Source organism: Halomonas sp. NYA30 (assembly GCF_976980765.1).
In genome coordinates this window covers 1161664-1185436 of record NZ_OZ334477.1, presented here as the reverse complement: position 1 = coordinate 1185436, position 23773 = coordinate 1161664, and the positions used below count along the sequence as shown (strand labels likewise).

Annotated in this window: 18 protein-coding genes; 5 read left to right on the top strand and 13 right to left on the bottom strand. The window is 55.1% G+C overall.

Annotated features, from left to right (window positions below; translation table 11 throughout):
- Positions 1 to 9: 9 nt before the first annotated feature.
- Positions 10 to 1311 carry an IS1380 family transposase gene (locus ACWI0H_RS05450; RefSeq protein ID WP_485875309.1) on the bottom strand — a complete coding sequence of 434 codons (1302 nt, stop codon included), beginning with the start codon at positions 1309 to 1311 and terminating at the stop codon, positions 10 to 12.
- Between the two features lie 500 nt (positions 1312 to 1811).
- Positions 1812 to 2081 (bottom strand): hypothetical protein, encoded by a 270-nt coding sequence (locus tag ACWI0H_RS05445; RefSeq protein WP_008958573.1) that lies wholly within the window; start codon positions 2079 to 2081, stop codon positions 1812 to 1814.
- Positions 2082 to 2408: 327 nt separating this feature from the next.
- On the opposite strand from ACWI0H_RS05445, the gene dusA reads away from it, so the two are divergent.
- Positions 2409 to 3422: a tRNA dihydrouridine(20/20a) synthase DusA gene (dusA, locus tag ACWI0H_RS05440; protein ID WP_485875307.1), complete on the top strand. Its 1014-nt coding sequence runs from the start codon at positions 2409 to 2411 to the stop codon at positions 3420 to 3422.
- A gap of 67 nt (positions 3423 to 3489) precedes the next feature.
- Here the strand turns inward: dusA and ACWI0H_RS05435 are convergent, their stop codons facing one another.
- Positions 3490 to 4959, bottom strand: a complete 1470-nt coding sequence (locus ACWI0H_RS05435; protein ID WP_485875305.1) for a catalase — start codon at positions 4957 to 4959, stop codon at positions 3490 to 3492.
- Positions 4960 to 5164: 205 nt separating this feature from the next.
- Entirely contained in the window at positions 5165 to 6196 is a 1032-nt protein-coding gene (locus ACWI0H_RS05430; protein ID WP_022520478.1) for a succinylglutamate desuccinylase/aspartoacylase family protein, read from the bottom strand.
- A 214-nt stretch (positions 6197 to 6410) separates the two neighbouring features.
- Between ACWI0H_RS05430 and ACWI0H_RS05425 the strand changes: the two genes are divergently transcribed.
- Both ACWI0H_RS05425 and ACWI0H_RS05420 read left to right on the top strand, forming a co-directional pair.
- The gene (locus ACWI0H_RS05425) at positions 6411 to 7022 is read left to right on the top strand and encodes a TetR family transcriptional regulator (protein ID WP_022520479.1); all 612 of its coding nucleotides are present in this window, start codon (positions 6411 to 6413) and stop codon (positions 7020 to 7022) included.
- Between the two features lie 75 nt (positions 7023 to 7097).
- Positions 7098 to 8033 carry an alpha/beta fold hydrolase gene (locus ACWI0H_RS05420; protein WP_485875302.1) on the top strand — a complete coding sequence of 312 codons (936 nt, stop codon included), beginning with the start codon at positions 7098 to 7100 and terminating at the stop codon, positions 8031 to 8033.
- Between the two features lie 58 nt (positions 8034 to 8091).
- Here ACWI0H_RS05420 and ACWI0H_RS05415 read toward each other — a convergent pair whose 3' ends face one another.
- From ACWI0H_RS05415 to ACWI0H_RS05395, 5 genes are all read right to left on the bottom strand, one after another.
- Positions 8092 to 8778, bottom strand: a complete 687-nt coding sequence (locus tag ACWI0H_RS05415) for a hypothetical protein (protein WP_485875300.1) — start codon at positions 8776 to 8778, stop codon at positions 8092 to 8094.
- 174 nt (positions 8779 to 8952) lie between these two features.
- Positions 8953 to 12138 carry an efflux RND transporter permease subunit gene (locus ACWI0H_RS05410; RefSeq protein ID WP_485875298.1) on the bottom strand — a complete coding sequence of 1062 codons (3186 nt, stop codon included), beginning with the start codon at positions 12136 to 12138 and terminating at the stop codon, positions 8953 to 8955.
- Positions 12138 to 13409, bottom strand: a complete 1272-nt coding sequence (locus tag ACWI0H_RS05405) for an efflux RND transporter periplasmic adaptor subunit (protein ID WP_101146049.1) — start codon at positions 13407 to 13409, stop codon at positions 12138 to 12140. Before ACWI0H_RS05405 ends, ACWI0H_RS05410 begins: the two co-directional genes overlap by 1 nt.
- 78 nt (positions 13410 to 13487) lie before the next feature.
- Entirely contained in the window at positions 13488 to 14966 is a 1479-nt protein-coding gene (locus tag ACWI0H_RS05400; RefSeq protein ID WP_485875296.1) for a TolC family outer membrane protein, read from the bottom strand.
- Positions 14967 to 15184: 218 nt separating this feature from the next.
- Entirely contained in the window at positions 15185 to 17179 is a 1995-nt protein-coding gene (locus ACWI0H_RS05395) for a sigma-54 interaction domain-containing protein (RefSeq protein WP_485875294.1), read from the bottom strand.
- A 374-nt stretch (positions 17180 to 17553) separates the two neighbouring features.
- Between ACWI0H_RS05395 and ACWI0H_RS05390 the strand changes: the two genes are divergently transcribed.
- Both ACWI0H_RS05390 and cynS read left to right on the top strand, forming a co-directional pair.
- A complete protein-coding gene (locus ACWI0H_RS05390) occupies positions 17554 to 18366 on the top strand; it encodes a formate/nitrite transporter family protein (protein WP_008958187.1) in 813 nt (270 codons plus the stop codon).
- Positions 18367 to 18425: 59 nt separating this feature from the next.
- On the top strand, positions 18426 to 18866 hold the full coding sequence (cynS, locus tag ACWI0H_RS05385) for a cyanase (RefSeq protein ID WP_176303755.1): 441 nt from the start codon (positions 18426 to 18428) through the stop codon (positions 18864 to 18866).
- A 1-nt stretch (position 18867) separates the two neighbouring features.
- Here cynS and ACWI0H_RS05380 read toward each other — a convergent pair whose 3' ends face one another.
- From ACWI0H_RS05380 to ACWI0H_RS05365, 4 genes are all read right to left on the bottom strand, one after another.
- Entirely contained in the window at positions 18868 to 19707 is an 840-nt protein-coding gene (locus tag ACWI0H_RS05380) for a fructosamine kinase family protein (RefSeq protein ID WP_485875291.1), read from the bottom strand.
- An 88-nt stretch (positions 19708 to 19795) separates the two neighbouring features.
- The gene (gene tal / locus ACWI0H_RS05375; RefSeq protein ID WP_485875289.1) at positions 19796 to 20749 is read right to left on the bottom strand and encodes a transaldolase; all 954 of its coding nucleotides are present in this window, start codon (positions 20747 to 20749) and stop codon (positions 19796 to 19798) included.
- 20 nt (positions 20750 to 20769) lie between these two features.
- Positions 20770 to 22257 (bottom strand): xylulokinase, encoded by a 1488-nt coding sequence (xylB, locus tag ACWI0H_RS05370; RefSeq protein ID WP_485875287.1) that lies wholly within the window; start codon positions 22255 to 22257, stop codon positions 20770 to 20772.
- Entirely contained in the window at positions 22257 to 23744 is a 1488-nt protein-coding gene (locus ACWI0H_RS05365) for a mannitol dehydrogenase family protein (protein WP_485875285.1), read from the bottom strand. Before ACWI0H_RS05365 ends, xylB begins: the two co-directional genes overlap by 1 nt.
- Positions 23745 to 23773: the final 29 nt, after the last annotated feature.

Sequence of the window (23773 nt, the reverse complement as noted above, 5' to 3'; positions counted from 1 at the left end):
CCCGAGCAGTCAGCCCGGAGCCAACCGCCTGACGAGATCGGATAGTTCCGCCTTGTAAGGGTAGCTGTCACTCATCAGCACCCGGATTCGCCGGGTGTTGCGGATAATGACGGCCCCCACCTTGATCAGCTTGAGCCGCAGATTGCTCGGGCTCATACGCGCGAAGGGCGTCTTTTTCAGGTGTGTTCGTAATCGCTCGAACAGCGTATAGGCAAAGCCCGATAAGATCAGACGCCACTGATTGGCCCACCAGTGCGTGCTGGAGGTACGATCAGCAAACAGGCTCAGCTGTTGATCTTTAATCCGGTTCTCTATGTCGCCCCGAGCGCAGTACTGCTCGTAGTAGAGCTTGAAGCCGTCGTCATAACGGGAACTAATGATAAACCGGGGATTAGAGCCCAGTTCGCCTTCTTCCAGACGGGCCACCACCCAGCGTGGATACTTCCAGGCGTGTGCTTGATATTGGAAGCGGAACGTCTCTGCCACTTTCCCTCCCACCTGCCATTGGGTCTTGCGCACCAGCATCATGGGCACATCCACTTCCTTGAGCAGCCGACTGTTCTTGCCGATACCCACGATATAGTCAACGTGATGCCGATCGCACCAGTTGAGCATCCGGGAGCGACAAAAGTGACTATCACCTCGTAACACAAGGCGCGTATCGGGCCAGTATTGACGGATAAAGCGCACCAGTAACGCCAGGATGGCCCAGCTGTGATGGCTGTCGCTGTGGTCACTGGTACGCAGATAGCTCACTAGCAGATGGCGGCCACAGAAGACATACAGCGGGAAGTAGCAATGGTGGTCGTAGTAGCCGTTGAAGAACTTGCCCGGCTGCTCGCCGTGAACCGGGATATCGGTACCGTCAAAGTCCAACACAATTTCCGCCGGTGGCTCCTCGTGCTGCTCGATGAAGTGGTGCCAAAGTAGTTGATGGGCCTTCACTATCGCCTGCCGATCCGCCTGCTGCTCCATCCGGCACAGCGTGGACTTGCCTGCCAAGGAGTCGTCCTGGCCAACCGCCGTTTGCAGCGCTTGATCAAAGCGAAGGGCTTCATGATCGTTCAGGTCTTCGTATCCAGCGGCCACGCCAAATACCCGTTGACGAACCATGGTGTCTAGCCGGTGGCGAATCTGTTCTGGATCCCGGGGATCGTGAAGTACCGAGGCTAGTCGGCGAGTCAGGCGATGTTGTTTATCGACCTCGCGCAGCAAAAACAGTCCGGCATCGGAGGTGATGTGACCGCCGGAAAAATCGGCTTCAATTTGACGGCGAGAGAGTGGCGAGAAGGTCAGTTTTTCAGGTACCATTTTGGATAGCGGCTGTTGGTGTTTTTTCTGGTGTAACGTCCTGAAATAATAACACTTTCAGCCGCTTTCTATTATCCCCTGTGAGAAATTCGGGCTAGACTTAGGTGGAAAGTTCTCAGGCAACCGCGTTTTCATTGAGCATCTTGAAAAAATCGTTCCAGACTTCTATCGCTATGCAGGCCAGTATCTGAAAGCCTGGGTAGCCCCAGCGCCACGCGTTAAGCACGTTGAAGAAGACCCTGAAGAAGAGACAGAAGCGCAGGTAACAAAGTCTGATGATGATTAACCAGCTTTCACCGAAATCCCCCCAGCCTTACATAGGCCGAAGTCTTACGCTATCAAAAGGCTTTTGCCTGCGCGTTTGATACATCAGCCGCCGTCGGGATGCCCATTGCCATCGCCGACAGCGGCGTAGCCAAAAAATGCCCCGGCCATCTTTTATGGCCGGGGCATTTTGCATCTATCGAGCACTCGCCTGAACGCTGCCTGCGGTCAGGCGATTATAGGCGTTGATCAAGCCACTTTTTCACGTCCAACTGCTCGCGTGTATCACTCGGCAATTCATCACGGATCATCTCTTCACCCTTGTGAAGCGCCGTGATGGGAGCGGAAGCGGACAGCACCGTGTTCAGCATATAAAGCACTTCGTAACCCTGCTGGCGGTTAAATAGCGTGCTGTCAGGCTCACCCGTGACGCGTGGATCATCGCTAGGCGCTGCGTCCCAAGTGTAATGATCCAGGCTCATGTTCGTTTGAGTAAAATTAGCCATTTAGCACCTCGTTCATCCAATGAAATCGCCCCTAAAACCTGGGGCCGTAGCCGCTTCCTTCATGGCGACACCCCCAGCGTAGCAAAGAATTTCATTTATGCTCGCCCAATCACGGCGCTGTGGCATATACCCTGCTATGTGCTGCGCGCCCTTTCTTACGTACAATGGCGCGCATACATCACACTACCTCTGAAAAAGTTCTCAAGGTGTACCAGGTTTTTTAGGCATCAGCTGTTAAAACTGCTTGGTACAATTTGGTACATCAGGTGCGTGAATTACGGTTTTAAGAGGCAATGACTGCACTCAGTGCAGCAACAGTGTTACTAAATGACTAATTTACTTAAAGAAAATAGTGCAGATCGTGGGCGGCTTTTTTCTGTGGCCCCGATGATGGATTGGACTACAAAGGACTATAGAGCATTTGCCCGCACCTTAACCAAGCGGACGCTGCTGTATACCGAGATGGTTACGACCGGTGCGATTTTGCACGGAACGCCTCGTGAGCGCTTTTTGGGCTACAGCGAGGTGGAGCATCCGCTTGCGCTGCAGCTGGGCGGCAGCGATGCCGGTGAGCTGGCGGAGTGCGCGGCGATTGCTGAGGCGTGGGGTTATGATGAGGTCAACCTCAACGTGGGTTGCCCTAGCGACCGCGTGCAGAACAATATGATTGGCGCGTGCTTGATGGGTTACCCCGAAAAGGTGGCCGATGCCGTGCGGGCGATGCAGGCAGCGGTGTCGATTCCGGTCACGGTGAAGTGCCGTATTGGCATCGATGATCAAGATGAAGACGCTGACCTTGAACGGTTTATCGCTATCGTCGCGGACGCAGGCTGCGAAGTGTTTACCGTTCACGCCCGTAAGGCATGGCTGCAGGGCTTGTCACCCAAGCAGAACCGCGATGTGCCGCCGCTTAATTACCCCCGCGTTCACCGGTTAAAGCAGAGCCGACCTGAATTGCATATCGGCATTAACGGCGGCATTAAAACCCTAGCCGAGTGCAGTGAACAGCTTACCCATGTGGATAGCGTGATGGTGGGGCGTGAAGCGTATCAAAACCCTTGGCTGCTGGCAGGCGTCGATGAGCAGCTGTTTGGTGAAAAAGGCCCTGCGGCAAGCCGCTTGGATGCTGCGAACGCATTCCGGCCTTATATTCAGCAGCGCTTGGATGATGGCGCGAAGCTGAATCACATTACACGCCACTTGCTGGGTCTGTTTCAGGGTTGCCCTGGGGGCCGGCGGTTTCGGCGTCATTTGTCGGAACACGCGCATAAAGAAGGCGCAGGATTGCGCCTATTTGATGACGCGCTTAGCTTGGTGAACGAACCAGAGCTCGTTGTATAAGTGCGTCGTATAAAAAAAACCCGCTACGCAAGCGTAGCGGGTTCGCCTTCCTAATAGCGTAAGCTTACTAGCCGTTTTCGCGGCGGTTCGCCATTACGCCCTGCTCGACACGCTCGCCGATTGTCTGGTCGACGTTTTTCCAGTACTCAAATACCCGTGACAGTACTGGCTCTTCAACACCGTCGGAAACATGGCCCACAATGTTGTTGACCAATCGGTCGCGGGCAGCATCATCCATTACCTTATTGACCAGGTCATTGGCTTGGTTAAAGTCGCCATCACCCGAGCGCAGCGTGTAGGCTGCGCGAACCAGCTCGCCGTCCGTCTCCCATACCGCCTCTTCCGGGTACCTTTCCGGGTTGGCGTGCGCGCCCCCTTTGCTATTAGGTGCGTACACCGGGTCGGTGGAGTGGTTAATACGCATCTGACCACCCTGGCTGTAGCTGTTAACCGGAACCTTGGGCGCGTTAACGGGGATATGTTGGTAGTTCACCCCTAAACGCGCACGGTGCGCATCAGCGTAGGATATGACCCGCGCCAACAGCATTTTATCCGGCGAGAATCCGGTGCCCGGTACCGAGTTGCTGGGCTGAAACGCTGCCTGTTCGATTTGGCTGTGGAAATCAACGGGGTTGCGATCCAGCGTCATCTTACCGACTTCTTGCAGCGGGTAGTCGCCGTGCGGCCACACCTTGGTCAAATCGAAGGGGTTGATGTGGTAGGTCTTGGCATCTTCAAACGGCATGATCTGAACTTGCAGCGTCCAGGTGGGATAATCGCCGCGTTTGATGGCATCGAACAGGTCGCGGCGATGGTAGTCGGCATCCGCACCCGCCATCTGATCGGCCTGTTCCTGGGTCATGCACTTAATGCCCTGGTCCGTCTTGAAGTGGTACTTCACCCAAAAGCGCTCGCCTTCAGCGTTCACCCACATATAAGTGTGGCTGGAATAGCCGTTCATGTGGCGCCAGCTAGCGGGAATACCCCGATCACCCATTAGCCAGGTTACCTGGTGGGCAGATTGCGGCGAAAGCGTCCAGAAATCCCACTGCATATCGTGATCACGCAAGCCGTTATCCGCGCGACGCTTTTGTGAGTGAATAAAGTGCTGGAATTTGAGCGGATCGCGAACGAAGAACACGGGGGTATTATTACCCACCATGTCGAAGTTGCCCTCTTCGGTGTAGAACTTCAGCGAGAAGCCACGAGGATCCCGCCAAGTGTCCGGGCTACCCGCCTCACCGGCCACCGTCGAGAAACGCGCCAACATCTCGGTTTTCTTACCCGGCTGGAGGAAGTCAGCTTTGGTGTACTGGCTAACGTCGTGAGTTACTTGGAAGTGACCAAAGGCACCGCTGCCTTTTGCGTGGGGCTGACGATTCGGAATCATTTCCCGGTTAAAGGCAGCCATCTGCTCCATCAAATAGTGATCATGCAGAACAATCGGCCCATCGGGGCCTACTGAGAGTGAGTGCTCATCACTGGTAACCGGTATACCCGCATCCGTTGTGGTGTGTTTTGGTTTATCGCTCGTCATCGCTTTTCCTCCATGTCACGGCAGACGTGGCGTATGATCGCCACTCGTTCTAGTACGATGAAAGCTTGGCTATTTGTCTTTTGTTGTCATTTTGATAGCCGCTAACAAAGCCCATAATAGGTATAGTCAACGAGTCACTAACTTGCCATTCGCGAAGGCTATCGCTTGCCTATCAGCTCAATAGTTTTTATTTATGAATAAGCACTTAAGAGAACGAATCAGTGGGCGGCACTAAGCTGGAATTAAAGCTTTCAACGGCGGTTTCGGCCTCTTCAATTTCATCAAAACGGGCAATATGAAACAGCGCTTCGCCTTCGTTGGCCAATGGCAAGCGGCTCATCCCAATCACGATGCCATCCGCCACAGCACGCACTTCGCCCTCGTCGTTACCAAAGGGGTCAGCCACTTTGCCCAGCACTTCGCCTTTGGCAACGCGGGCGCCCAGGCGCACCTTGGGGCGCAAAATGCCGTCAATCGGCGCGCGCGCCCAGCTTGACCCATTGGCCAATTCAGCGGGTGCTGGCGTGCGGCGGCGCTGCTCGCCGGTCAGCATGCCTAAACGCCGCATTACCCGCAGCACACCGCGCACGCCGGGGGCAATCGCCCACTCGTCAAAACGCAGCGCTTCACCTGCTTCATAGGTCAATACCGGAATGCCGCGAGTCTGGGCGTAATGGCGAAGGCTGCCTTCACGCAGTTCCGCATTGAGTACCACGGGCGCACCGAAGGCATCGGCCATACGCTCGGTTTCACTGCCTGGACGCAATTGGGCGCGGATTTGGGGCAGGTTCGTGCGATGAATGGCGCCTGTGTGTAGATCAATAATATGGGTGGCGTGATCGACGATTTGTTCGCGGAACAGCGCGGCAATCCGTCCGCCTAGCGACCCTGACTCACTGCCTGGAAAGCAGCGATTAAGATCGCGCCGATCAGGCAGGTAACGTGTTTGCTGTAAGAAACCAAACACATTCACCACCGGCACAGCGATTAAAGTGCCGCGAATGCTATTGATCGCTTTTGCGCGTAGCACCCGGCGAACAATTTCCACCCCGTTGATTTCATCACCGTGAATACCACCACACACCAACAGCACGGGGCCATCCTTACGGCCGTGAACCACTTCCACAGGTATATGCAGCGGCGTATGGGTATATAAACGCGCCACCGGCACATCCACTTGTAAGCGTTGGCCGGGCATAATGGTATGTTCGCCCAACTGAAAAGGAGCTCGCGCCATGCTTTATGTCCTGTTTTTAATCGGTTATTTTCGCGATGTTAGTAAGATTCAAAGCTAGTAACATTGCCTGTTTATACGCTTTCACTGGCAAAATGACGAATTTGTTAACTTACGTTATGCGTTGAGTCAATTATCCATACAGTTTTGAATGTAAAAACTCACTCGCTTAGGTTAAAATATGACCATACAGAGTTGATAACGAGGTTCCGTTTCCATGGCAAGAAAGACCAAAGCTGAAGCTGCTGCTACTCGCGAAGCGCTGCTTGAAGCTGCAGAAGAGGTATTTTTTGCCAAAGGCGTGGCACGCACATCGCTTGAGCAAATTGCTCGCCATGCGGGCCTCACCCGCGGTGCCGTCTATTGGCATTTCAAGAATAAAGGCGACCTGTTCATGGCATTGGTTGAACAGGTACGCATGCCCTTCCAGTCGTTAATGGATGAAGTCGACAAAACGGACACTGCCCTATCACCGTTAGAAGCGATACGTCTTGCCTGCCATGCGGGCTTGGTGCGCCTTGAACAACCGTCATACCAACGGATACTGTCGATTTTACTGCACCGCTGCGAGTTCTTCAGCGATATTAACCCGCTTGATATGCAAGAAGAGATCGGTAACGAGTGTTACCAGGAAATGCTGGCGGTATTTGTACAGGCTAAAGAGCAGCAACTACTGCGCGAAGATTTAAGCCCGGAAATAGCAACACGGCTAATGCAATCCATGTTGGGTGGTCTTTTCCATGACTGGTTGCGTAATCCTGACGCTTTTGCAATACGTGAACGCGGCGGCGAGCTGATCGATACCTCTATTCGTATGATGCAGCGTTAAACACCTCACCCATCCCTCGCTGCAATGCAGCAAATATGCTACTACTGGCGCTATGTCTAGCCGTGTGAGCATTCTATGGATACCCTGGAGTTTGTTCGCGTACGCGAATTAGAAGTTGCCGTACGCATTTGGAACCCTTCCGCCCCCCGCACGCTTATCGCCTGGCATGGTCTTGCTCGCCACGGCGGCGACTTTAGTGCACTGGCGCGTGAACTGGGCAGCGAATGGCGTATTCTTGCACCCGATACACCAGGCCGTGGGTTATCAAGCTGGTCGTTATTTCCGGCTCACGACTACCTTTATAGCCATTACGTGACGGTCGCCATCGCTCTATTAGATCACTTTAAACTTGATCACGTTGATTGGCTGGGCACATCGATGGGTGGCCTGTTAGGCATGCTGATCGCTGCTGATTCAGAACACAGCGCACGTATTTCTCGGCTAATCCTGAACGATGTAGGGCCTGAACTGAACAAACAGGGGCTGATTGCCCTTTCCAGCTACTTTGGCGTTACCCACCGTTTTTCTAGCTTTAGCGAGCTCCATCAAGAACTCACCCAGCACTACGCAAGTTTCGGTATCACTAAGGAGTCTGCTTGGCGTGAACTAGCGCTTAACAGTGCCCGTCGGTTGCCAGATGGTAGCTGGACGTATCACTTTGACCCACGCATCGGCGAACAGTTTGTGCATGACACGCCGCGCGATACCTGGGCTGACTGGGCAAATATTCGCTGCCCGATGATGGTGATACGCGGCGAGGAATCGACATTGTTGGATGCAGAAACGCTGCCACGTATGGCAAAGCAACAGCCAGAGCTTGTAACGCTGACCGTGCCAGACTGTGGTCATGCGCCCATGCTAGACAGGCCTGAACAGGTAGAGCCTGTTCGCGAGTTTTTAAACCGCCCTGCCACGCGCCGTTCGGCGCCTGGCGAACAAACGCAAACCGCCACTGGCTGGAAGCACATGGTTAAGTGGCTGGCCCAGCAGTGGCGGCGGTGGTGGAAATAAACCGGGATGCCCAAGGTTTGGGCCTCCCGGCGTCGCGTCCCTTAATGCGCGTGACAACTCAGTGAGACGTCGAGTAATGGCTAGCAGAGTGATGTTTTTTGCTTAACCGCAGTTTATTCAAACGAACACGTGTCTCCAGATACTCTTGCTCAGTGACACTGCGGTAAGCCCCCTCTTTAGGCAGGTACTTCACCAATACCCGGCGCTCGCCCTGTACAGGTAAGGCGTCGCGTTTGCTGAGCAGCTTTACTGTGCTGTTAGGCTCATCATCAATTACCGCAAACGCCTGTTCGCCCTCCCCCTGGCGCTCGGTCACCACTACCGTTTGGCCAAGCAAACACCGCCGGGTAAAGGGGCGGTAGCGATGCAGCACGCGGTGTAACGCATTACAAAGCGCAGCCGCCACGGGCGAGGCAACCACCAACGTGGCCCAGAGCACCACCACGCCGACCGGAATACGTATTAAACCGAGCGGCAGCCAGCGCAACACTAGTAGCTCGATCGCGACGGTGAGTGCCGCCGCAATGGTTAGAATGACCGTTAATGCCAGCGTCGCTGGTACGCCCGCAAAGCCTAAAGAGACTAACGTGCTAGCCAAATGATCCTCTTTTAAGCTATCGCGCTCAAAGAGATCTAAGGGGGCTAAACGGATAATCACTAATAGCCAGTAGAGCGCTAATAACCCAAGTAGAAACGTAAATACAATGCTCGGGAATTGCGTCGCTGCGTGCAGTAGCTCGTTCATGGCGTCCTCCTCCCCCGGTACTTAGCCAGGGATGTATTGTACTTTCAGCTTAGTCGACATTAGCTTTCCAGCGCCACTTTTACTTTGACTTAGGTCATCACGACAAAAAAAGGGTGCCACCCGAAGGTGGCACCCATCTCTTTACACATTGGTTTATCCGCTAGGGGCTAAAACTTAGTGGTCATGCTCCAGCGCTGGCTGATTGGAAGCATGCTTTTTCCCCTTCATTTTGCGACCCAACCAATCAGAGGCTGTCGCAATCATGGCGTAGAAAGTGGGGATAAACAGGCTACCCAGAGTAGCAACGGCAAGCATGCCCACAGCGACCGTGGTACCGATATGGTGGCTGCTCACATCGCTGGCACCAGTGGCTAACGCCAGCGGCAAGGTACCGAAGATAAATGCTAACGACGTCATCACAATCGGGCGGAAACGCAGCTCAGCCGACGAAATCGCCGCCTCACGGATGGTTTTACCCTGCTCTTTGCGCTGCAGTTCGGCGAATTCAACAATCAGAATAGCGTTCTTCGCCGCAAGGCCAATGACCACCAACATACCGATCTGCACATACACGCTGGTGTCCAAGCCGCGCAATGCAATCCCGCCGATAGCACCCAGGAAAGCAAAGGGTGTCGCGGTCAATACCGCCAGCGGTAACGACCAACTTTCATACTGAGCAGCCAGAATCAAGAAGACCATTAACAACCCGAAGACGATAGCCAACGTTGCCGCATTGCCCTGGTTTGCTTCCTGGTAAGCCGTCCCGGTCCAGCCCATACCCCAATTAGCGCCTAGTGTCTCTTGAACGATTTCCTCCATCGCCTCAATCGCCTGAACAGAGCTATAGCCGGTGGCAGGACCACCCTGGAACTGGGCACCAGCATACACGCCGAAACGCGATACCACGGCTGCTCCCGTTTGACGCTCAAGCTCGACAAACTCCGACAGCGGGATGCGCTCACCATTACCGCCGCGCACATAAACACTGCTGAGATCCTCGGGCGTTTTGCGGAACTCATCTTCGTTTTGCAGATAGACCTGGAAGTTACGGTTTTGGTAGCTGAAGTAGTTCACAAAGCCGTTACCAAAGGTATTAGCAAGCGTCGACGTAATGTTCTCCAGCGCCACGCCGTAACTTAATGCTTTCTGCTGATCAATGTTCGCGCGGTAAGACGGCACGTTAACGTTGAAGGTTGAAAATACTTGGTTCAAGGCAGGATGCTGATTAGCCTTCTGCATAATTTGCAGCGAAGCCTCGTACAGCTCACGTGTGGTTGCGCCATCAAAGGACTGCAAGTAGCCGGTAAAGCCGCCTGTCGTCGAAAGCCCCATAATGGGCGGCACATTAAAGGCCATTGCCGAACCGCCGTCGATACTGGCGCCCAGCCCCATAATTTGACCTACGAGTTCGCTGGCCGTCAGATCTCGCTCAGCCCAGGGGTGCATATTGACGAACATAATCCCACGCGCGGTGTTAACAGCGCTGGAAAGAATGTCGTAACCTGCCACCGCTGAGGAGTATTCAACGCCAGGGATTTTTTCAATCTCGGCACTAAGTTTCTCCATATAGCGCTGAGTACGATCAAGGGACGCCGCATCGGGAAGCGATACGCTGACCAGCACGATCCCCTGGTCGGTCTCGGGTACCAGGGTCGAGGGCGTATTGGCGTAGAGCCAGTACGACCCCACCCCGGTCAGCACCGTGAGCGCCAACGCCAATACCCAAAAACGCACCAAGCCTTTTACCACCAACATGTAAGCGGCGGTAATCCCCGCAAACATACGGTCAAACAGGCGCAGCGGCGTATGCAGGGCTCGTTTGAACTTGGACTGCCCGGCACCGGCGATCTTGTGCTTGATGAAGATCGCTGACAGCGCGGGCGTGAAGGTCAATGCCATGACCGCCGAGAGCGCCACAGAGATTGCCACTGTAATCGCAAATTGCTGATAAATCTGGCCGGTGAAACCGCCCAAGAAGGCAACAGGTACAAACACTGCCGCCATGATGAGTGAGGTGGCGATAACGGGTCCGCCGACTTCTTTCATTGCGCGGATAGTGGCATCCGTTACGCTGATATCCTCCTCTTCACTCAACACCCGCTCAACGTTCTCCACCACCAGGATGGCATCATCGACCACTATGCCTATCGATAATACCAGCGCAAACAGCGTCAGCAGATTGATCGAAAAACCGAACAGGTAGAAGCCAGCAAATGTCCCCACCACCGCGACGGGCACGACCGACATGGCAATCACCGTAAAGCGCCAGTTCTGCAGAAAAATAAACAGAATGACAATAACGATCAGGAAAGCTTCCACAAAGGTTTTAAGTACGGTTTCAACTGAGGCATCAATGAAGAGCGTGGTGTCATAAGGCGCGACATACTCCAACCCAGGCGGAAAGCGCCCTTCCAGCTCGTCCATGGTAGACCGCACAGCATCTGCGGTTGCTAGCGCATTGGCCCCAGGCTGCTGATTAATGATGATCGGCGTCATGGTAGAGCCGTTCAAACGTGCATCAACCCCGTAAAAGGATGCCCCCAGCTCAATGCGCGCTACGTCTTCCAAACGTAGTGAGGAACCATCGCTGTTGGTGCGCAGGTAAATATTGCGGAAATCATCGACGTTATTCAGTCGACCACCCGCCGTAATCGTATAGGTATAGGCACGCGGTTCACTTTGCGGCGTTGATGCCAAGCTACCAGCCGGAATCTCAGTGTTCTGCGCTCTAATCGCACTCGCCACTTCGCTAGGCGTTAGATCGTACTGCGCCAATTTATCCGGGTCCATCCAGATACGCATGGCGAACTCACCACCACCCAACACTTCGGCATTACCCACCCCAGGCACTTGACGCAGTTCATCAAGCACGTTTAGCGTGGCGTAGTTCTGCATATAGATGTTGTTGTAGTCCCCACTAGGTGAGGTCAATGCCACCAACATCAAAATAGAGTCTGAGCGCAGCTCCACAGTCACGCCTTGGGACTGTACAGCTTCAGGCAACTGCGAAAGCGCCCCTTGAACGCGGTTGTTGACGTTGATGGTATTAATATCGCCATCGGTGCCGATATCAAATGCCACGCTGAGGCTCATGGTGCCGTTATCAGCACTGTTAGAGGTCATGTACAACATGTCCTCAACGCCATTAATGGCCTCCGCAAGCGGTGCCGCCACCGTTTGTGCGACGGTTTCCGCATCCGCTCCAGGGAACGTCGCCTGAACCGACACGGTGGGCGGCACTACGCTGGGATACTGCTCAATAGGCAGAATGCGCATCGACATCACGCCCACTAGCGTCACGATAATCGCCAACACTGTGGCAAATATCGGGCGGCTGATGAAAAAATTAGAGAAGTTCATTATGGTGCACCCTCTTCTCCTTCAGCGGGCTGGCCATCGGCAGCCCCCTCTTCCATTGCTTGAGCCGCCTCGGCCTGTTCTTCCGCCTCTTCTTGCTCGACACCTTCGTTAACAGCCTCCGCGTTGCCATCAAACGACTGTGGATCAATCGTCATGCCTGGCTCTAAACCGGCTGGATCACCGACAATTACCCGGTCACCCGGCTCCAGGCCGTCACGAATGATCTGCCACGGCCCCGCTATCTCACCCAGTGAGATAGTTTTCTCACGAGCCTTATTCTCTTCATCCAGGACAAACACCTGGGGGCCCATTAGGCCTTGCGTCACCGCTATCTCTGGCACCGCCATTACGTCAAAACGCTTCAAGCCGTCAAGACGTACGCGCACAAATTGGCCCGGCAGTACGGTAGCGTCAGGGTTTTCAAACGTCGCAGCGGCTTGCACGGTGCTGGTGTCTCGATCAACGCTAGAGCCCAGAAAGTCTAAGTACCCTTCTAGCTCAGAATCGCCACCTCCGCTGACACCAGGTATGCTCAAACGAGCACGAATATCCGATGGTTCAGTGCCATTGCTCAGTTGGCGACGCAGCTCAAAGGCATCGCGCTGAGGCAGTTGAAAACGCACCTCTAACGGATCTAGTGGTGTAATCGTGGCCAGCTCGGTACCGGAAGTGACCAAATTTTCCACATTAATTTGGCTTAAACCGATCATTCCAGAGACAGGTGCAGTAACTTGTGAATACCCCAAGTCCAGGTTAGCGCTAGTTAATGCCGCCTCTGCCTGCGCTACGCTTGCCTGGGCGACGCGCTGGTCAGCCAGCGCTTGGTCGTACTGCTGGCGGCTCACCGAGTTTTGGCTGAGTAGTTGCTCGAAACGTTGCGCATCACGCTGGGCGCGGGAAAGCTCAGCCCGTGCGCTTTGCAGGTCAGCTTCACGCTGGTTAACGGTTGCTTGGTAAAGATCCGGTTCGATGGTATAGAGGCGATCGCCCTCTTCGACCATTTGGCCGGGCTCGAAGTGGCGCTCTTCCAGAAAGCCATTCACACGCGCCACCAAGGTGACTTCATCATCACTGCGCAGCAAGGAGGGGTACGATTTATCCAGCGGTATATCCTGACGTGCCATTTCAGTCACTTCGACCTTATGGGGCGGGGGTTCTTGCTCGGAGCCCGGCTGAGGCGCTTCGGCCTGTTCTTGACCACACGCCGCGAGTGCCAGCGCGGCTACCAGCGTCACCAGACTCGCTCGGCGTGAGTGAATCATCTTCTTCATACGTTAAGTTCCCATGTATCTTTTTAAGAGTCGACTAGTAGCACTTGCTGCACCTGTGTCATTTCCAATCGGCGTTAATTACATGCCCGGCTGGGGCTGTGGTGGCGCTCCGATGTCAAGCGCGCTCTCATAACGATCGTCGCCGCCATTCTCGGGTAAGATAAAGTTCACCTCATCACCGGTTAACCACGCGTTGACTTCCTCGATGGCTTCGACGTCCAAACGCCCGGCCTGCTGGCGCAGCGAAAGCAAATTCACCACATAGTCATAACGCGCTTCGGCGTAGTTGGCGATCGCGTTGTAGAGGTTTTGCTCCGCGTTCAACACGTCCACGATGTTACGGGTGCCCACCTCATACCCTGCACGGGTGGCTTCTAAAGCGCTGCGATTGGAGACGATGGCCTGCTGGCGCGCCTCGACGGTTTCCACATCGTTGCTCACCTGGGTGTACAGCGAGCGAACCTGCTGGATGGAGGAGCGACGCTGGGACTCGAAATCGTACTGGCTACTTTCCAGTTGATAGGTCCCTTGGCGGATGCTTGCGCTGGTGCGGCCACCGGTGTAAATGGGCAGGTTAGCGCTCAAGCCCACCTGGCTCGAGGAGTATTCACCGGCGGTGTTATCGATATCACTGTCGCCGTATTGATAATTACCAAACGCTTGAAGTGTCGGCAGGCCGCCTGCACGGGCGATTTCCACACCGGTGCGCGCTACTTCGATACCGGCCTGTTGAGCCAATACCTGCGGGTTGAGCTCAAGAGCCTGTTCCACCCAGTAGTCGCGGCTGCTGGGTTCGGGAAGGCCAACGGGCATGCTGTCGCCAAGTGCTTCAATGCTGGCATAGCGTTGGCCGGTCAGCTGCTCCAATGCCTCGAAAGCCACTTGAAGGTTACTTTCTGCGGCAATGCGATCAGCTCGTGATTGGTCGAAGGTCGCGCGCGCTTCCTCGACTTCTGTAATCGCAATCAAGCCGACCTCAAACTGCTCGCCCGCTTGTTCGAGCTGGCGCCCAATCGCCCGCTCTTGAGCAAGACGGGCCTCTAGGATTTCGTGAGCGCGCAGAATATCGAAATAAGCGCTGGCAGTGTCGATCAGCAGTTGCTGTTCGGTGGCCGCAAGCAGATACACCTGCTGGTCAATTTGGCGTTCGGTTTGAGTGACCTCCCGACGCGTTACTTCATCGTAGAGCGCTTGAGTGGCTTCTAAAGAGAGCGATACGGTGTTGTAGCGGTCATCGCTTGCGCTACTAAAATCTCCGTTAACCCCTCCTGCACCAGTGCCCACTCGCGACGATGTCTGACTTTCGTACTGCTGGTTGTGGGCAACATTACCGGTTGCGTTAACTTGGGGGAGCAACCCACTGCGTGCCACATCTCGGCCAGCTTCAACGCCTAAATATTCGGAACGTGCCGATGCTAATGCCGCATTATTGTCTAACGCATCACGGGTAATCGTGAGGAGGTCAGCAGCTTGAGCAGGCAACACAAAAGAAGCTGTGAATACCGCTAACAGTAAGGGTCGTAAAGGGGCATTGACTGCCCAGTGTGCCAGTCGCATGGGGTTGCCTCTAAGTATCAGCGTCAGGATGGCGAACGAACTAAGCTTCTCATCTTACGAAGTCTCTCAGCTTACAAAGAATCTAAGCTTACAAACTCACTCAGCGCATTAAGCCACTCAGAAAGATGAGCATTATAGTTACATTCATGTATGTATGCTAGCCTTGAACAATCTAAAATTGTGTGTACGACCTATTGTCAAGTCGCATCCAGCTTACCTTAGTCCAAAGCATGAGACTTTGACGATAGATGCGGCTTTCTTTTACGAAATTCCCTTGGATCAATGCCCCACTTTGTTAGCCGTGACGCTAACGTGGTTGGCTTGATCCCCAGTAGCTCCGCAGCGCCGCCCGCCCCAGACACTTTGCCGCCCGCCTTGGATAGAGCGGCAATGGTGCTTTCTTGCTGGCGCTGGCTAAGCGCATGTTCGGTTAGCAGCGGTGCTTCACTTTGTTGCCCACTAGAATGAGCCACCGAGTGCACCGAGTTATTGCGGCTTAACGAACGTGGCGGTTCACTCAGCAGCAGGTCATCAAATACCAGGCGCCGGTCCTGGGTGACGATCACCTGTCGCTCAATGACGTTTTCCAGCTCACGAATGTTGCCGGGCCAGGGGTAACGCTGGAGAATTTCTAATTGGGCGGGAGGAATACGCACGCCGGGCTTATTGAATTTAAGACAGGCACGGTGCAAAAAATGACGCGCTAGTAGCGGCACATCCTCAATCCGCTTACGTAGTGGCACCGAATCAATGGGAAAGACGTTAAGGCGGAAGTAGAGGTCTTCCCGAAAGTGGCCTGCGTCGATCATGTCACGCAGTTCACGGTTGGTCGCTGCAATGACCCGCACATCGACCTCCCGTGTGCGGTTGTCACCCACCCTTTCAAACTGCTGGTCCTGCAATACACGCAGCAGCTTACTCTGTAGTTCCAGAGGAATTTCACCGACTTCATCCAAAAAAAGCGTGCCGCCGTGGGCGAGTTCAAAACGCCCTGGGCGGTCCTGCACCGCACCGGTAAAGGCCCCTTTTACATGGCCGAAAAACTCACTCTCAAAGAGATCGCGGGGGATGGCTGCACAGTTGACGCGGATGAGCGGCCGGTCACTGCGCGTGCTGCCCGCGTGAATGGCTCGCGCGATCAGCTCCTTACCGGTGCCCGACTCACCACTAATCAGCACGTTGGCACTGGTGGGCGCGACCATTTCTATCTGTTTAATCAGTTGTGCTACCGCCGGGCTATTGCCGACGATATCGCGGTGGTTCAGCTCTGCTTTTATCTCTTCTTGAAGATACTCATTCTCCAGCTCAAGACGCTGCTTGAGGGACTCCACCTCAGCCAGAGCATCGCGTAGTTGCTGTTCGGCACGCTTGCGCGCGCGAATATCGCGAAACAGCACTACGGCGCCGACTAAACGGCCCATTTCGAAAATCGGCGTGCTGGTGTACTCAACAGGAATCGCTTCACCATTTTTATGCCAGAACACTTCGTTATCAACGTGATGCACCTGGCCGTCGCTAAACGAAGCATGAATAGGGCACTGCTGCACCGGAAATTGGCTGCCATCGGCGTGGGTGTGATGGAACATCAGATGCGCGTCGTGGCCCACCATGTCCTCGGTACTCCAGCCTAAAATGCGCTCCGCGGCGGGATTAACAAAGGTGGTTTTACCCTCGGCATCCAGGCCATAAATGCCCTCGCCTGCCGCGCCGAGAATCAGCTGGTTCTGCTTCTCAATGCGCTCGAAGACCTGCTCGACACGCTGCCAGCCCACTTCACCCTGGCGGTGCTGGCGACCAAGCTCTGCCTTGGCACGTCGCTGCTCGGCTTTATTACGATCAATCAGCGTTAACAGAAGCTGTTCAGAGTCTTCAATGCACTGGGCATAAACCTCTACCCGGTAGGGCTGGCGCAGCATATCGAGTATCACCAAATCATCCGACCAGGCGGTTTTTTGCACCAGCGCCTCATCCGTAAAGCTCACCCATAGCGGCAGTGACGCACTCAAACGGTGGCTAAAGGGAGCCGCTAGAGGCATGCCTTGCTCAATACCTGTTTGCTCAGTACATAGCTGTTCAATGCATAGCAGCTCACAGGCAGCCGGATTGGCAGCCAATAGCTGATCGGTAAAGGGGTCGATCACAATCATGGCAAGCGGTGAGTAGCCGCCCATGAGTGCAGAGGCTGTGGCGTGCTTGGTTTCCTGCATAAGCATTAGCTACTACCTCAGGATTCAAGGTGATCTTCACTAATGAACCATTCAATTCCCACGCCAGTTACGATTTTTCGTTAATAAAACAACGAAATATCGTTATTTACGATTTTTCGTAACTATTCGAGTGATTCAAAACCAATGCCAAAAAAATAAATTAATCAATTAAAAACAAACGGTTAATCAGCACAATCAAGAGTTGGCACATAAATCGCAATACAAACAGTGATAGTGCGATAGCGCCACACGCTTAATCTCTTTTGCACCAGGAAGGCGCAGCCATCGGTTTTATTGCTCCTATTTATTGCTCCTAGCAGGAAACTCTAAAACTCTTGGGTTAAGCGTTAATTAACCGAAATGACACAGGAGACATGCTTATGTCTTATCTAATGCCCAGTGAATTTGTCACCAAGCTGGTGGATCAGGGTGAATCAAAAATCTATATGGGCACCCGGGATACACTTATTCGCTCCTTTATGGCGGGAGCTACCCTGGCGTTGGCAGTTATTTTCGCCATTACCATAGCGACACAAACAGGCAACTTCTTGATAGGGGCGCTGCTCTTTCCGGTCGGCTTTGTGATGCTTTACCTGATGGGCTATGACCTGCTCACTGGTGTTTTCACACTGGTGCCTCTTGCATGGCTCGACAAGCGGCCTGGCGTCACACTACCCCGAATGCTGAAGTGCTGGGGGCTGGTAGGGCTCGGCAATCTTGGGGGTGCCCTATTTATCGCCACCTTCGGTTACTTGAACTTCACCATGGGCGGCACTGAAGAGATCAACGCTGTCGGCCAAACGATGATGACCGTCGGTGAAAGCCGAACGGTGGGTTATCAGGATGCCGGCATTGCCGGTTGGATCGTGCTCTTCCTAAGAGGCATGTTCTGCAACTGGATGGTGTCCATGGGCGTGGTGGGTGCTGCCATCTCTACAACGGTTTCCGGCAAAATCATGGCCATGTGGATGCCGATTATTGTCTTCTTCTATCTCGGTTTTGAGCACTCCGTTGTCAACATGTTCCTGTTCCCGATTGGTCTGATGATGGGCGCTGACTTCACTCTGTATCAATACATTATGTGGAACGAAATCCCCACCGTACTAGGCAACTTGGTAGGCGGTTTGACGCTGGTTGGCTTGGTTCTCTACACCACCCACGTCCGCACTCAGGCCAAAAAAGTCTTTTCTTGATCGCAGCCTATTAGGCAAAAAAGGGCGTCAAACGCCCTTAACTCTAAAGGAGAACCATCATGGATAAGCTCGAAATGCGTCATACTCTGCTCGCCGCCAAAGCGCGTAAAAAAATGAGCTGGGACGACATTGGTAAAACGGTTGGCATGTCGCCGGTCTGGGTCGCTTCCGCCTGCTACGGCATGAATAGCGCCAGCAGCGATGTGGCTCATCAAATATGCGATACGCTGGGCGTGGAAAGCGACGTCGCCGAAGCGTTAGTGGCGTTTCCCACCAAAGCCTGGGACGAAGCAATTCCCCAGGACCCCTTCATCTACCGCCTGTATGAAGTGGTCGGCGTTTATGGGGAAACCTTGAAGGACGTCGTGCAGGAGAAGTTCGGCGACGGCATCATGAGCGCCATCGACTTCACCATGGAAGTCGACAAAATCGAAGACCCCAAAGGCGACCGGGTTTTGCTAACGTTAAACGGCAAGTTTTTGCCCTATAAGTCTTGGTAACTCAAGCGAAGGACTCGACCCTAGCCACGCTGCGCTCAACCGCCGAGCAGTAACCGGCACCGAACAGCAGCAGGTGATTCAACAGCGGGTAAAGCTGAAACAGCGCTTCACGCCTCGGCCAGTCGGTCGGGGCGTCGCCGTTCCAGTAGGCGTCAAAAAAGGCCTCGCCGGGCGAGCCAAACAAGGTCAGCATCGCTAAATCCACTTCCGGGTAGTGGCAATATATCGCGGGGTCTATCAGAGCGGGCCCCTGCGGGGTGGTGAGTACATTCCCCGACCAACAATCACCATGCAGCAGGCTGGGTGGTGCATCGGGCAGCCAGCGCTCTAGATCTTCGGCCAAGCGCTCGATGCGCTCGCGCAGCTGGCTATCCAGCAGCCCTTGCTGGTAGCACGCCTCGCTAAGGGGGAGCAGGCGGCGTTCACGCTGGAAAGCCCGCCCATCACTAAGCGGCGCATTAGGCTGGGGAGTGAGCCCACAGGCATTATCCTGATGCCAGCCGTGGGCATCGCCAATCACTTCGTGCAAGCTGCGCAGCCCTTCGCCAAGCGCAGTTGCGATCTGCGGCCCAGGCACCGTGTCTAACGACTCAATGACCAGCCAGCCGTCTGCCAATCCGAGCACTCCCGGCACCACTAGCTTCGCACAGGCATTGCGCAGGGTACGCAAGCCTTCTGCCTCACCACGCAACCGAGCAGCGTCGTCATGCTTGATCACCACCGGCCCCTGGCGCGTCTCCAGGCGATAAACAGCAGCGATATCGCCGCCACTTAGCGGCTGCAAATCACCGCTCGGGGTCAGCTTAATAGACTCCAGTAACTGCCGCAGAGTGGCATCCATGACACACTCCCCATATCTGAATATCACGTCGCCAGCGTCAGGGCTTACCCTAACCCCGACGCACTTAAACCATGGGCTAACGTATATTTCAGCCTAGCCGTTTATCGATCAACGATTCAAGTTCCAGCTGGTCGTCATGGAAGCGGCGGATACCTTCAGCCAGCTTGTCATTGGCCATGGCATCCTGGTTATGCCCCCAGCGGAAAGCGGCTTCGTTAAGCGGCGCAGTGGGTTTACCTGCACCTTCCCCGGCACGGATTTGCGCAGTAACGCTGCCTTCCGTCGCCTCTAGCTCTTCCAGTAACGCTGGCGAAATGGTCAGCCGTGGGCAACCTGCCAGCGCTAGCACTTGGCCGGTGGTGCGGAAGCTCGCACCCATTACCACGGTGTCATAACCACCCTGGTTGGCTCGCTCACACACGCCCTGCACAAACTGAACACCCGGGTCGTTTTCTGGCGTGTACTCACTGCCGGTCTCTTTTTTGTACCAATCGGTCACTCGGCCCACGAAGGGTGAGATTAGAAAAACGCCAGCGTCGAAACATGCCTGGGCCTGTGCTTCGCTGAACAGTAGCGTCAGGTTGCACTGAATACCCTCGCGTTCGAGCACCTCAGCGGCACGAATACCTTCCCAAGTAGACGCCAGTTTGATCAGCACTCGATCGCGTGAGACGCCACGGGCATCGTAAAGCTCGATTAACTCATGGGCCTTGGCAATGCTGGCCTGGGTATCAAACGACAAACGAGCAGCCACTTCGGTGGAAACACGCCCCGGCACAACCGCCGAAATCTCACTACCCATGGCCACCGCCAGGCGATCAACGGCATGTTTGACTTGCTCTTCACGGCTGCCGCCAGAGGCTTTTACAGTGCTTAACTCTTCATCAATCAGCCCTTGATAGCCGGACAAACTAAACGCCTTGAGCAACAGTGAGGGGTTGGTCGTGGCATCTTGCGGCTGATAGCGACGAATGGCCTCAAGATCACCTGTGTCGGCGACGACAAGCGAATGTTGCTTTAACTGTTGTAGCTGGCTGGTCATAAAATCTCCTTGATATGCTTTTAAGCGCCGCCATGGCGTTGTTCAAGTGCTGCGCAATAACGTGCATAAATCGGTTGGTACGCGGCCACACGGGCAGGATGGGGGTCAGCCAGTGACTGGGCATCCAGGTGGACTAACTTTTCACACAGTGATTCCAACGTAACGCCTTCTGCACGCTGGTCGCACCAAGCCGCCTGTATCGCGGCGCCCAGGGCGGCCGCGTCGGTAATCTCGGGGCAAATCACCTGGGTACCGGTAATGTCCGCCACCATCTGGCGCCATACGGGGCTATTAGCGCCGCCGCCGATCAGACGAATCTGGCTAGCCCCGGCGGTTAAATCACCCAGCAATTCCAGCCCATAGCGTAGCCCGAAAGTGGCGCCTTCCACCACGGCGCGGCATAAATTAGCCTGGGTGGTATTCAAACTAGTCAGGCCAAGAAAGTCAGCGGAGGCGTTGGGCAACATCGGCACCCGCTCACCATTGAAAAAAGGCAGCACGGTAACGCCTTCGGCACCGATGGGCGCACTGGCCACTTTTTCGCCAAACGCGGCTAGGTCCAGGCCGAACAGCTCCCGTACCCGCGTGGTCGCCGAGGTGACATTCATGGTGCAGATCAACGGCAGCCAGCCACCGGTGCTGGAGCAGAAGTTGGCAACCATGGCGTTATCGCACTCGATCGGCGTAGCCGAATAAGCGCAAACGGTACCGGAGGTGCCTAAACTCAGCGTGATCAACCCTGGGGTAATATTGCCGGTGCCAATGGCGCCCAGCATGTTATCGCCGCCACCGGAAGAAACAACGACATGATTACCAAGTCCCAGCTCACGTGCCACTACCTGGCGCACCACGCCAACCGGCTCATGGGCTTCCAGCAAACGGGGCAGCACCCGCGCTGGGTCTAGCTCGGGAGCTATTTCCTCGAATACCTGCAACTGCCAGCAGCGTTTGCGGGTATCGAAGTAGCCGGTACCCGAGGCATCGCCCGCTTCGGTGACCCGCTCGCCGGTAAGCCAGAAATTAAGATAGTCGTGGGGTAGCAGCAGGCTTTCGATGCGGTGGTACGCATCTGGGTGATGCTCACGCAGCCAGGCAACCTTTGAGGAGGTATAGCCGGTTTGCAGCACTAACCCCAGTTTTTCCAGGCAGCCCGCTTCACCGCCCAGGCGGGCAACCAATTCGGCATTCTGCGCGCTGGTTTCGGTATCGCACCACAGCTTGGCGGGGTAGACCGGCGCACCATCCGCATCGAGCGCCACCATACCGTGCTGCTGGCCGGAAACGCCGATACCACGCACCTCACTCGCCGAGACCCCGGCTTTATCGAGGGCGGTAAAGAATGCGCCTTTCAGGGCCGCCAACCACTCGGCCGGTGCCTGCTCGCGGCGGCCATTTTCGCCCTCTTCCAAGCGATGGGGGCGGCTTGCTTCCGACAGAATCATGCCTCGTTCAACGTCGACCACCACCACCTTGGTACTTTGGGTACCGCAATCTACCCCGATATACATCACACTGTTCCTTTGGATGACGCCAGACCCTCTAGCGTAGCGCGTGCGCCACGTTCGTGCAGTGAACTTAGAGTTGCTATATAGGCTTCAACAAAGCGGGCGCTATCGATCAAGTCACCAAACAGTTCACGGTTTTCGATAAAGGCCGTGGGTCGAGTGCGGTTCTCGGCCGCAATGGCCATTAGCGGTGCCTTCAAACGATCAACAATCTCAATCGGCTCGCCTTGCTCGTCTACCCCCTCAGCGTAGCGCGCCCAGCTGGCCACCACGGCGGCACTGCGCTCTATCTCGCCACCCTGGGCCAACTGCTGGCGAATCACCGGCACTAGCCATTTGGGAATCCGGTCAGAGCTCTCGGCGCAGAGCCGTGCCAGGGTATCTTTGATTTGCGGGTTGGCAAAACGCGCAATCAGCGTTAAGCGATAATCTTCAAGATCAACCCCCGGCACTGGCGCCAATGTTGGTGTGCCCTCCTCGCGCATATAGCCCAAGAGAAAATCAACAAACAGCGGATCTTGGCATACCTCATGGGCGTAGCGGTATCCCGCTAAATAACCAAAGTAGGTCAGCGCCTGGTGGCTGGCGTTGAGTAGGCGCAGCTTCATCAGCTCGTAGGGTTCGACATCCTCAACAACTTGAACGCCTACCTTTTCAAACGCCGGGCGGCCAAGGGGAAAGTGGTCCTCCAGCACCCATTGCGTAAACGGTTCGCAAACCACTGGCCAGGCGTCCTCGACGCCAAAGCGCTGATTAAGCTCATCAATATCGGTAGGTGATGTCACTGGGGTAATGCGATCCACCATGGCGTTGGGAAACGCCACCTCGGCTTCCAGCCAGGCACCTAACTCGGCATCCCGCGCCTGGGCATAGGCGCCAAACATACGTTTAGCGACATCGCCGTTACCTTGAATATTATCGCAGGACATAACGGTAAAGGGTGCAATGCCGCGTGCACGGCGGCGGGCCAGCGCCTCCACCACAAGTCCAAAGCTGGTGGTCGGCTGGGCGGGGTTAGCAAGGTCGGCGCGTACCTGAGGATTATCGAGATCGAACTCGCCACTCACCGGATGAAAGTTGTAGCCGCCTTCGGTCACTGTCAGCGACACGATACGAATCGCCGGGTCGGCCATCTGCTCAATCACCGCCTCGGTATCTTCCGGTGCAAACAGGTAATTCACCATACTGCCAATGACCCGCGGCTCGTACTGGCCGTCAGGGTGCTTGACCACCAGGGTGTAGAGATAGTCCTGTGCTGCCAAGGCCTGCTGCATGCGTTTGTCGCCGGGCATCACGCCCACGCCCACAATCCCCCAATCCAGCGCTTCGCCCTGGTTCATCAGTGCATCCAGATACATCGCCTGATGGGCACGGTGAAAGCCGCCTACGCCGATATGCACAATACCGGGGGTGAGCGCCTTGCGGTCATAGTGAGGCACAGCAACATCGGCGGTTAGATTGCCCAGGTTGTGATTGTTAAGTTGGGTCATGGGAGCTCTCCAGCCAAGGCCACCTTGGC

Excerpts from the sequence above, each read along its gene's own strand:
- ACWI0H_RS05395 (WP_485875294.1), bottom strand. The coding sequence starts at position 17,179 with ATGCTTATGCAGGAAACCAAGCACGCCACAGCCTCTGCACTCATGGGC.
- ACWI0H_RS05380 (WP_485875291.1), bottom strand. The coding sequence starts at position 19,707 with ATGGATGCCACTCTGCGGCAGTTACTGGAGTCTATTAAGCTGACCCCG.
- ACWI0H_RS05435 (WP_485875305.1), bottom strand. The coding sequence starts at position 4,959 with ATGACGAGCGATAAACCAAAACACACCACAACGGATGCGGGTATACCG.
- ACWI0H_RS05390 (WP_008958187.1), top strand. The coding sequence starts at position 17,554 with ATGTCTTATCTAATGCCCAGTGAATTTGTCACCAAGCTGGTGGATCAG.
- ACWI0H_RS05445 (WP_008958573.1), bottom strand. The coding sequence starts at position 2,081 with ATGGCTAATTTTACTCAAACGAACATGAGCCTGGATCATTACACTTGG.
- ACWI0H_RS05415 (WP_485875300.1), bottom strand. The coding sequence starts at position 8,778 with ATGAACGAGCTACTGCACGCAGCGACGCAATTCCCGAGCATTGTATTT.
- ACWI0H_RS05420 (WP_485875302.1), top strand. The coding sequence starts at position 7,098 with ATGGATACCCTGGAGTTTGTTCGCGTACGCGAATTAGAAGTTGCCGTA.
- xylB (WP_485875287.1), bottom strand. The coding sequence starts at position 22,257 with ATGTATATCGGGGTAGATTGCGGTACCCAAAGTACCAAGGTGGTGGTG.
- ACWI0H_RS05410 (WP_485875298.1), bottom strand. The coding sequence starts at position 12,138 with ATGAACTTCTCTAATTTTTTCATCAGCCGCCCGATATTTGCCACAGTG.
- dusA (WP_485875307.1), top strand. The coding sequence starts at position 2,409 with ATGACTAATTTACTTAAAGAAAATAGTGCAGATCGTGGGCGGCTTTTT.
- cynS (WP_176303755.1), top strand. The coding sequence starts at position 18,426 with ATGGATAAGCTCGAAATGCGTCATACTCTGCTCGCCGCCAAAGCGCGT.
- ACWI0H_RS05425 (WP_022520479.1), top strand. The coding sequence starts at position 6,411 with ATGGCAAGAAAGACCAAAGCTGAAGCTGCTGCTACTCGCGAAGCGCTG.
- ACWI0H_RS05450 (WP_485875309.1), bottom strand. The coding sequence starts at position 1,311 with ATGGTACCTGAAAAACTGACCTTCTCGCCACTCTCTCGCCGTCAAATT.
- ACWI0H_RS05365 (WP_485875285.1), bottom strand. The coding sequence starts at position 23,744 with ATGACCCAACTTAACAATCACAACCTGGGCAATCTAACCGCCGATGTT.
- tal (WP_485875289.1), bottom strand. The coding sequence starts at position 20,749 with ATGACCAGCCAGCTACAACAGTTAAAGCAACATTCGCTTGTCGTCGCC.
- ACWI0H_RS05400 (WP_485875296.1), bottom strand. The coding sequence starts at position 14,966 with ATGCGACTGGCACACTGGGCAGTCAATGCCCCTTTACGACCCTTACTG.
- ACWI0H_RS05405 (WP_101146049.1), bottom strand. The coding sequence starts at position 13,409 with ATGAAGAAGATGATTCACTCACGCCGAGCGAGTCTGGTGACGCTGGTA.
- ACWI0H_RS05430 (WP_022520478.1), bottom strand. The coding sequence starts at position 6,196 with ATGGCGCGAGCTCCTTTTCAGTTGGGCGAACATACCATTATGCCCGGC.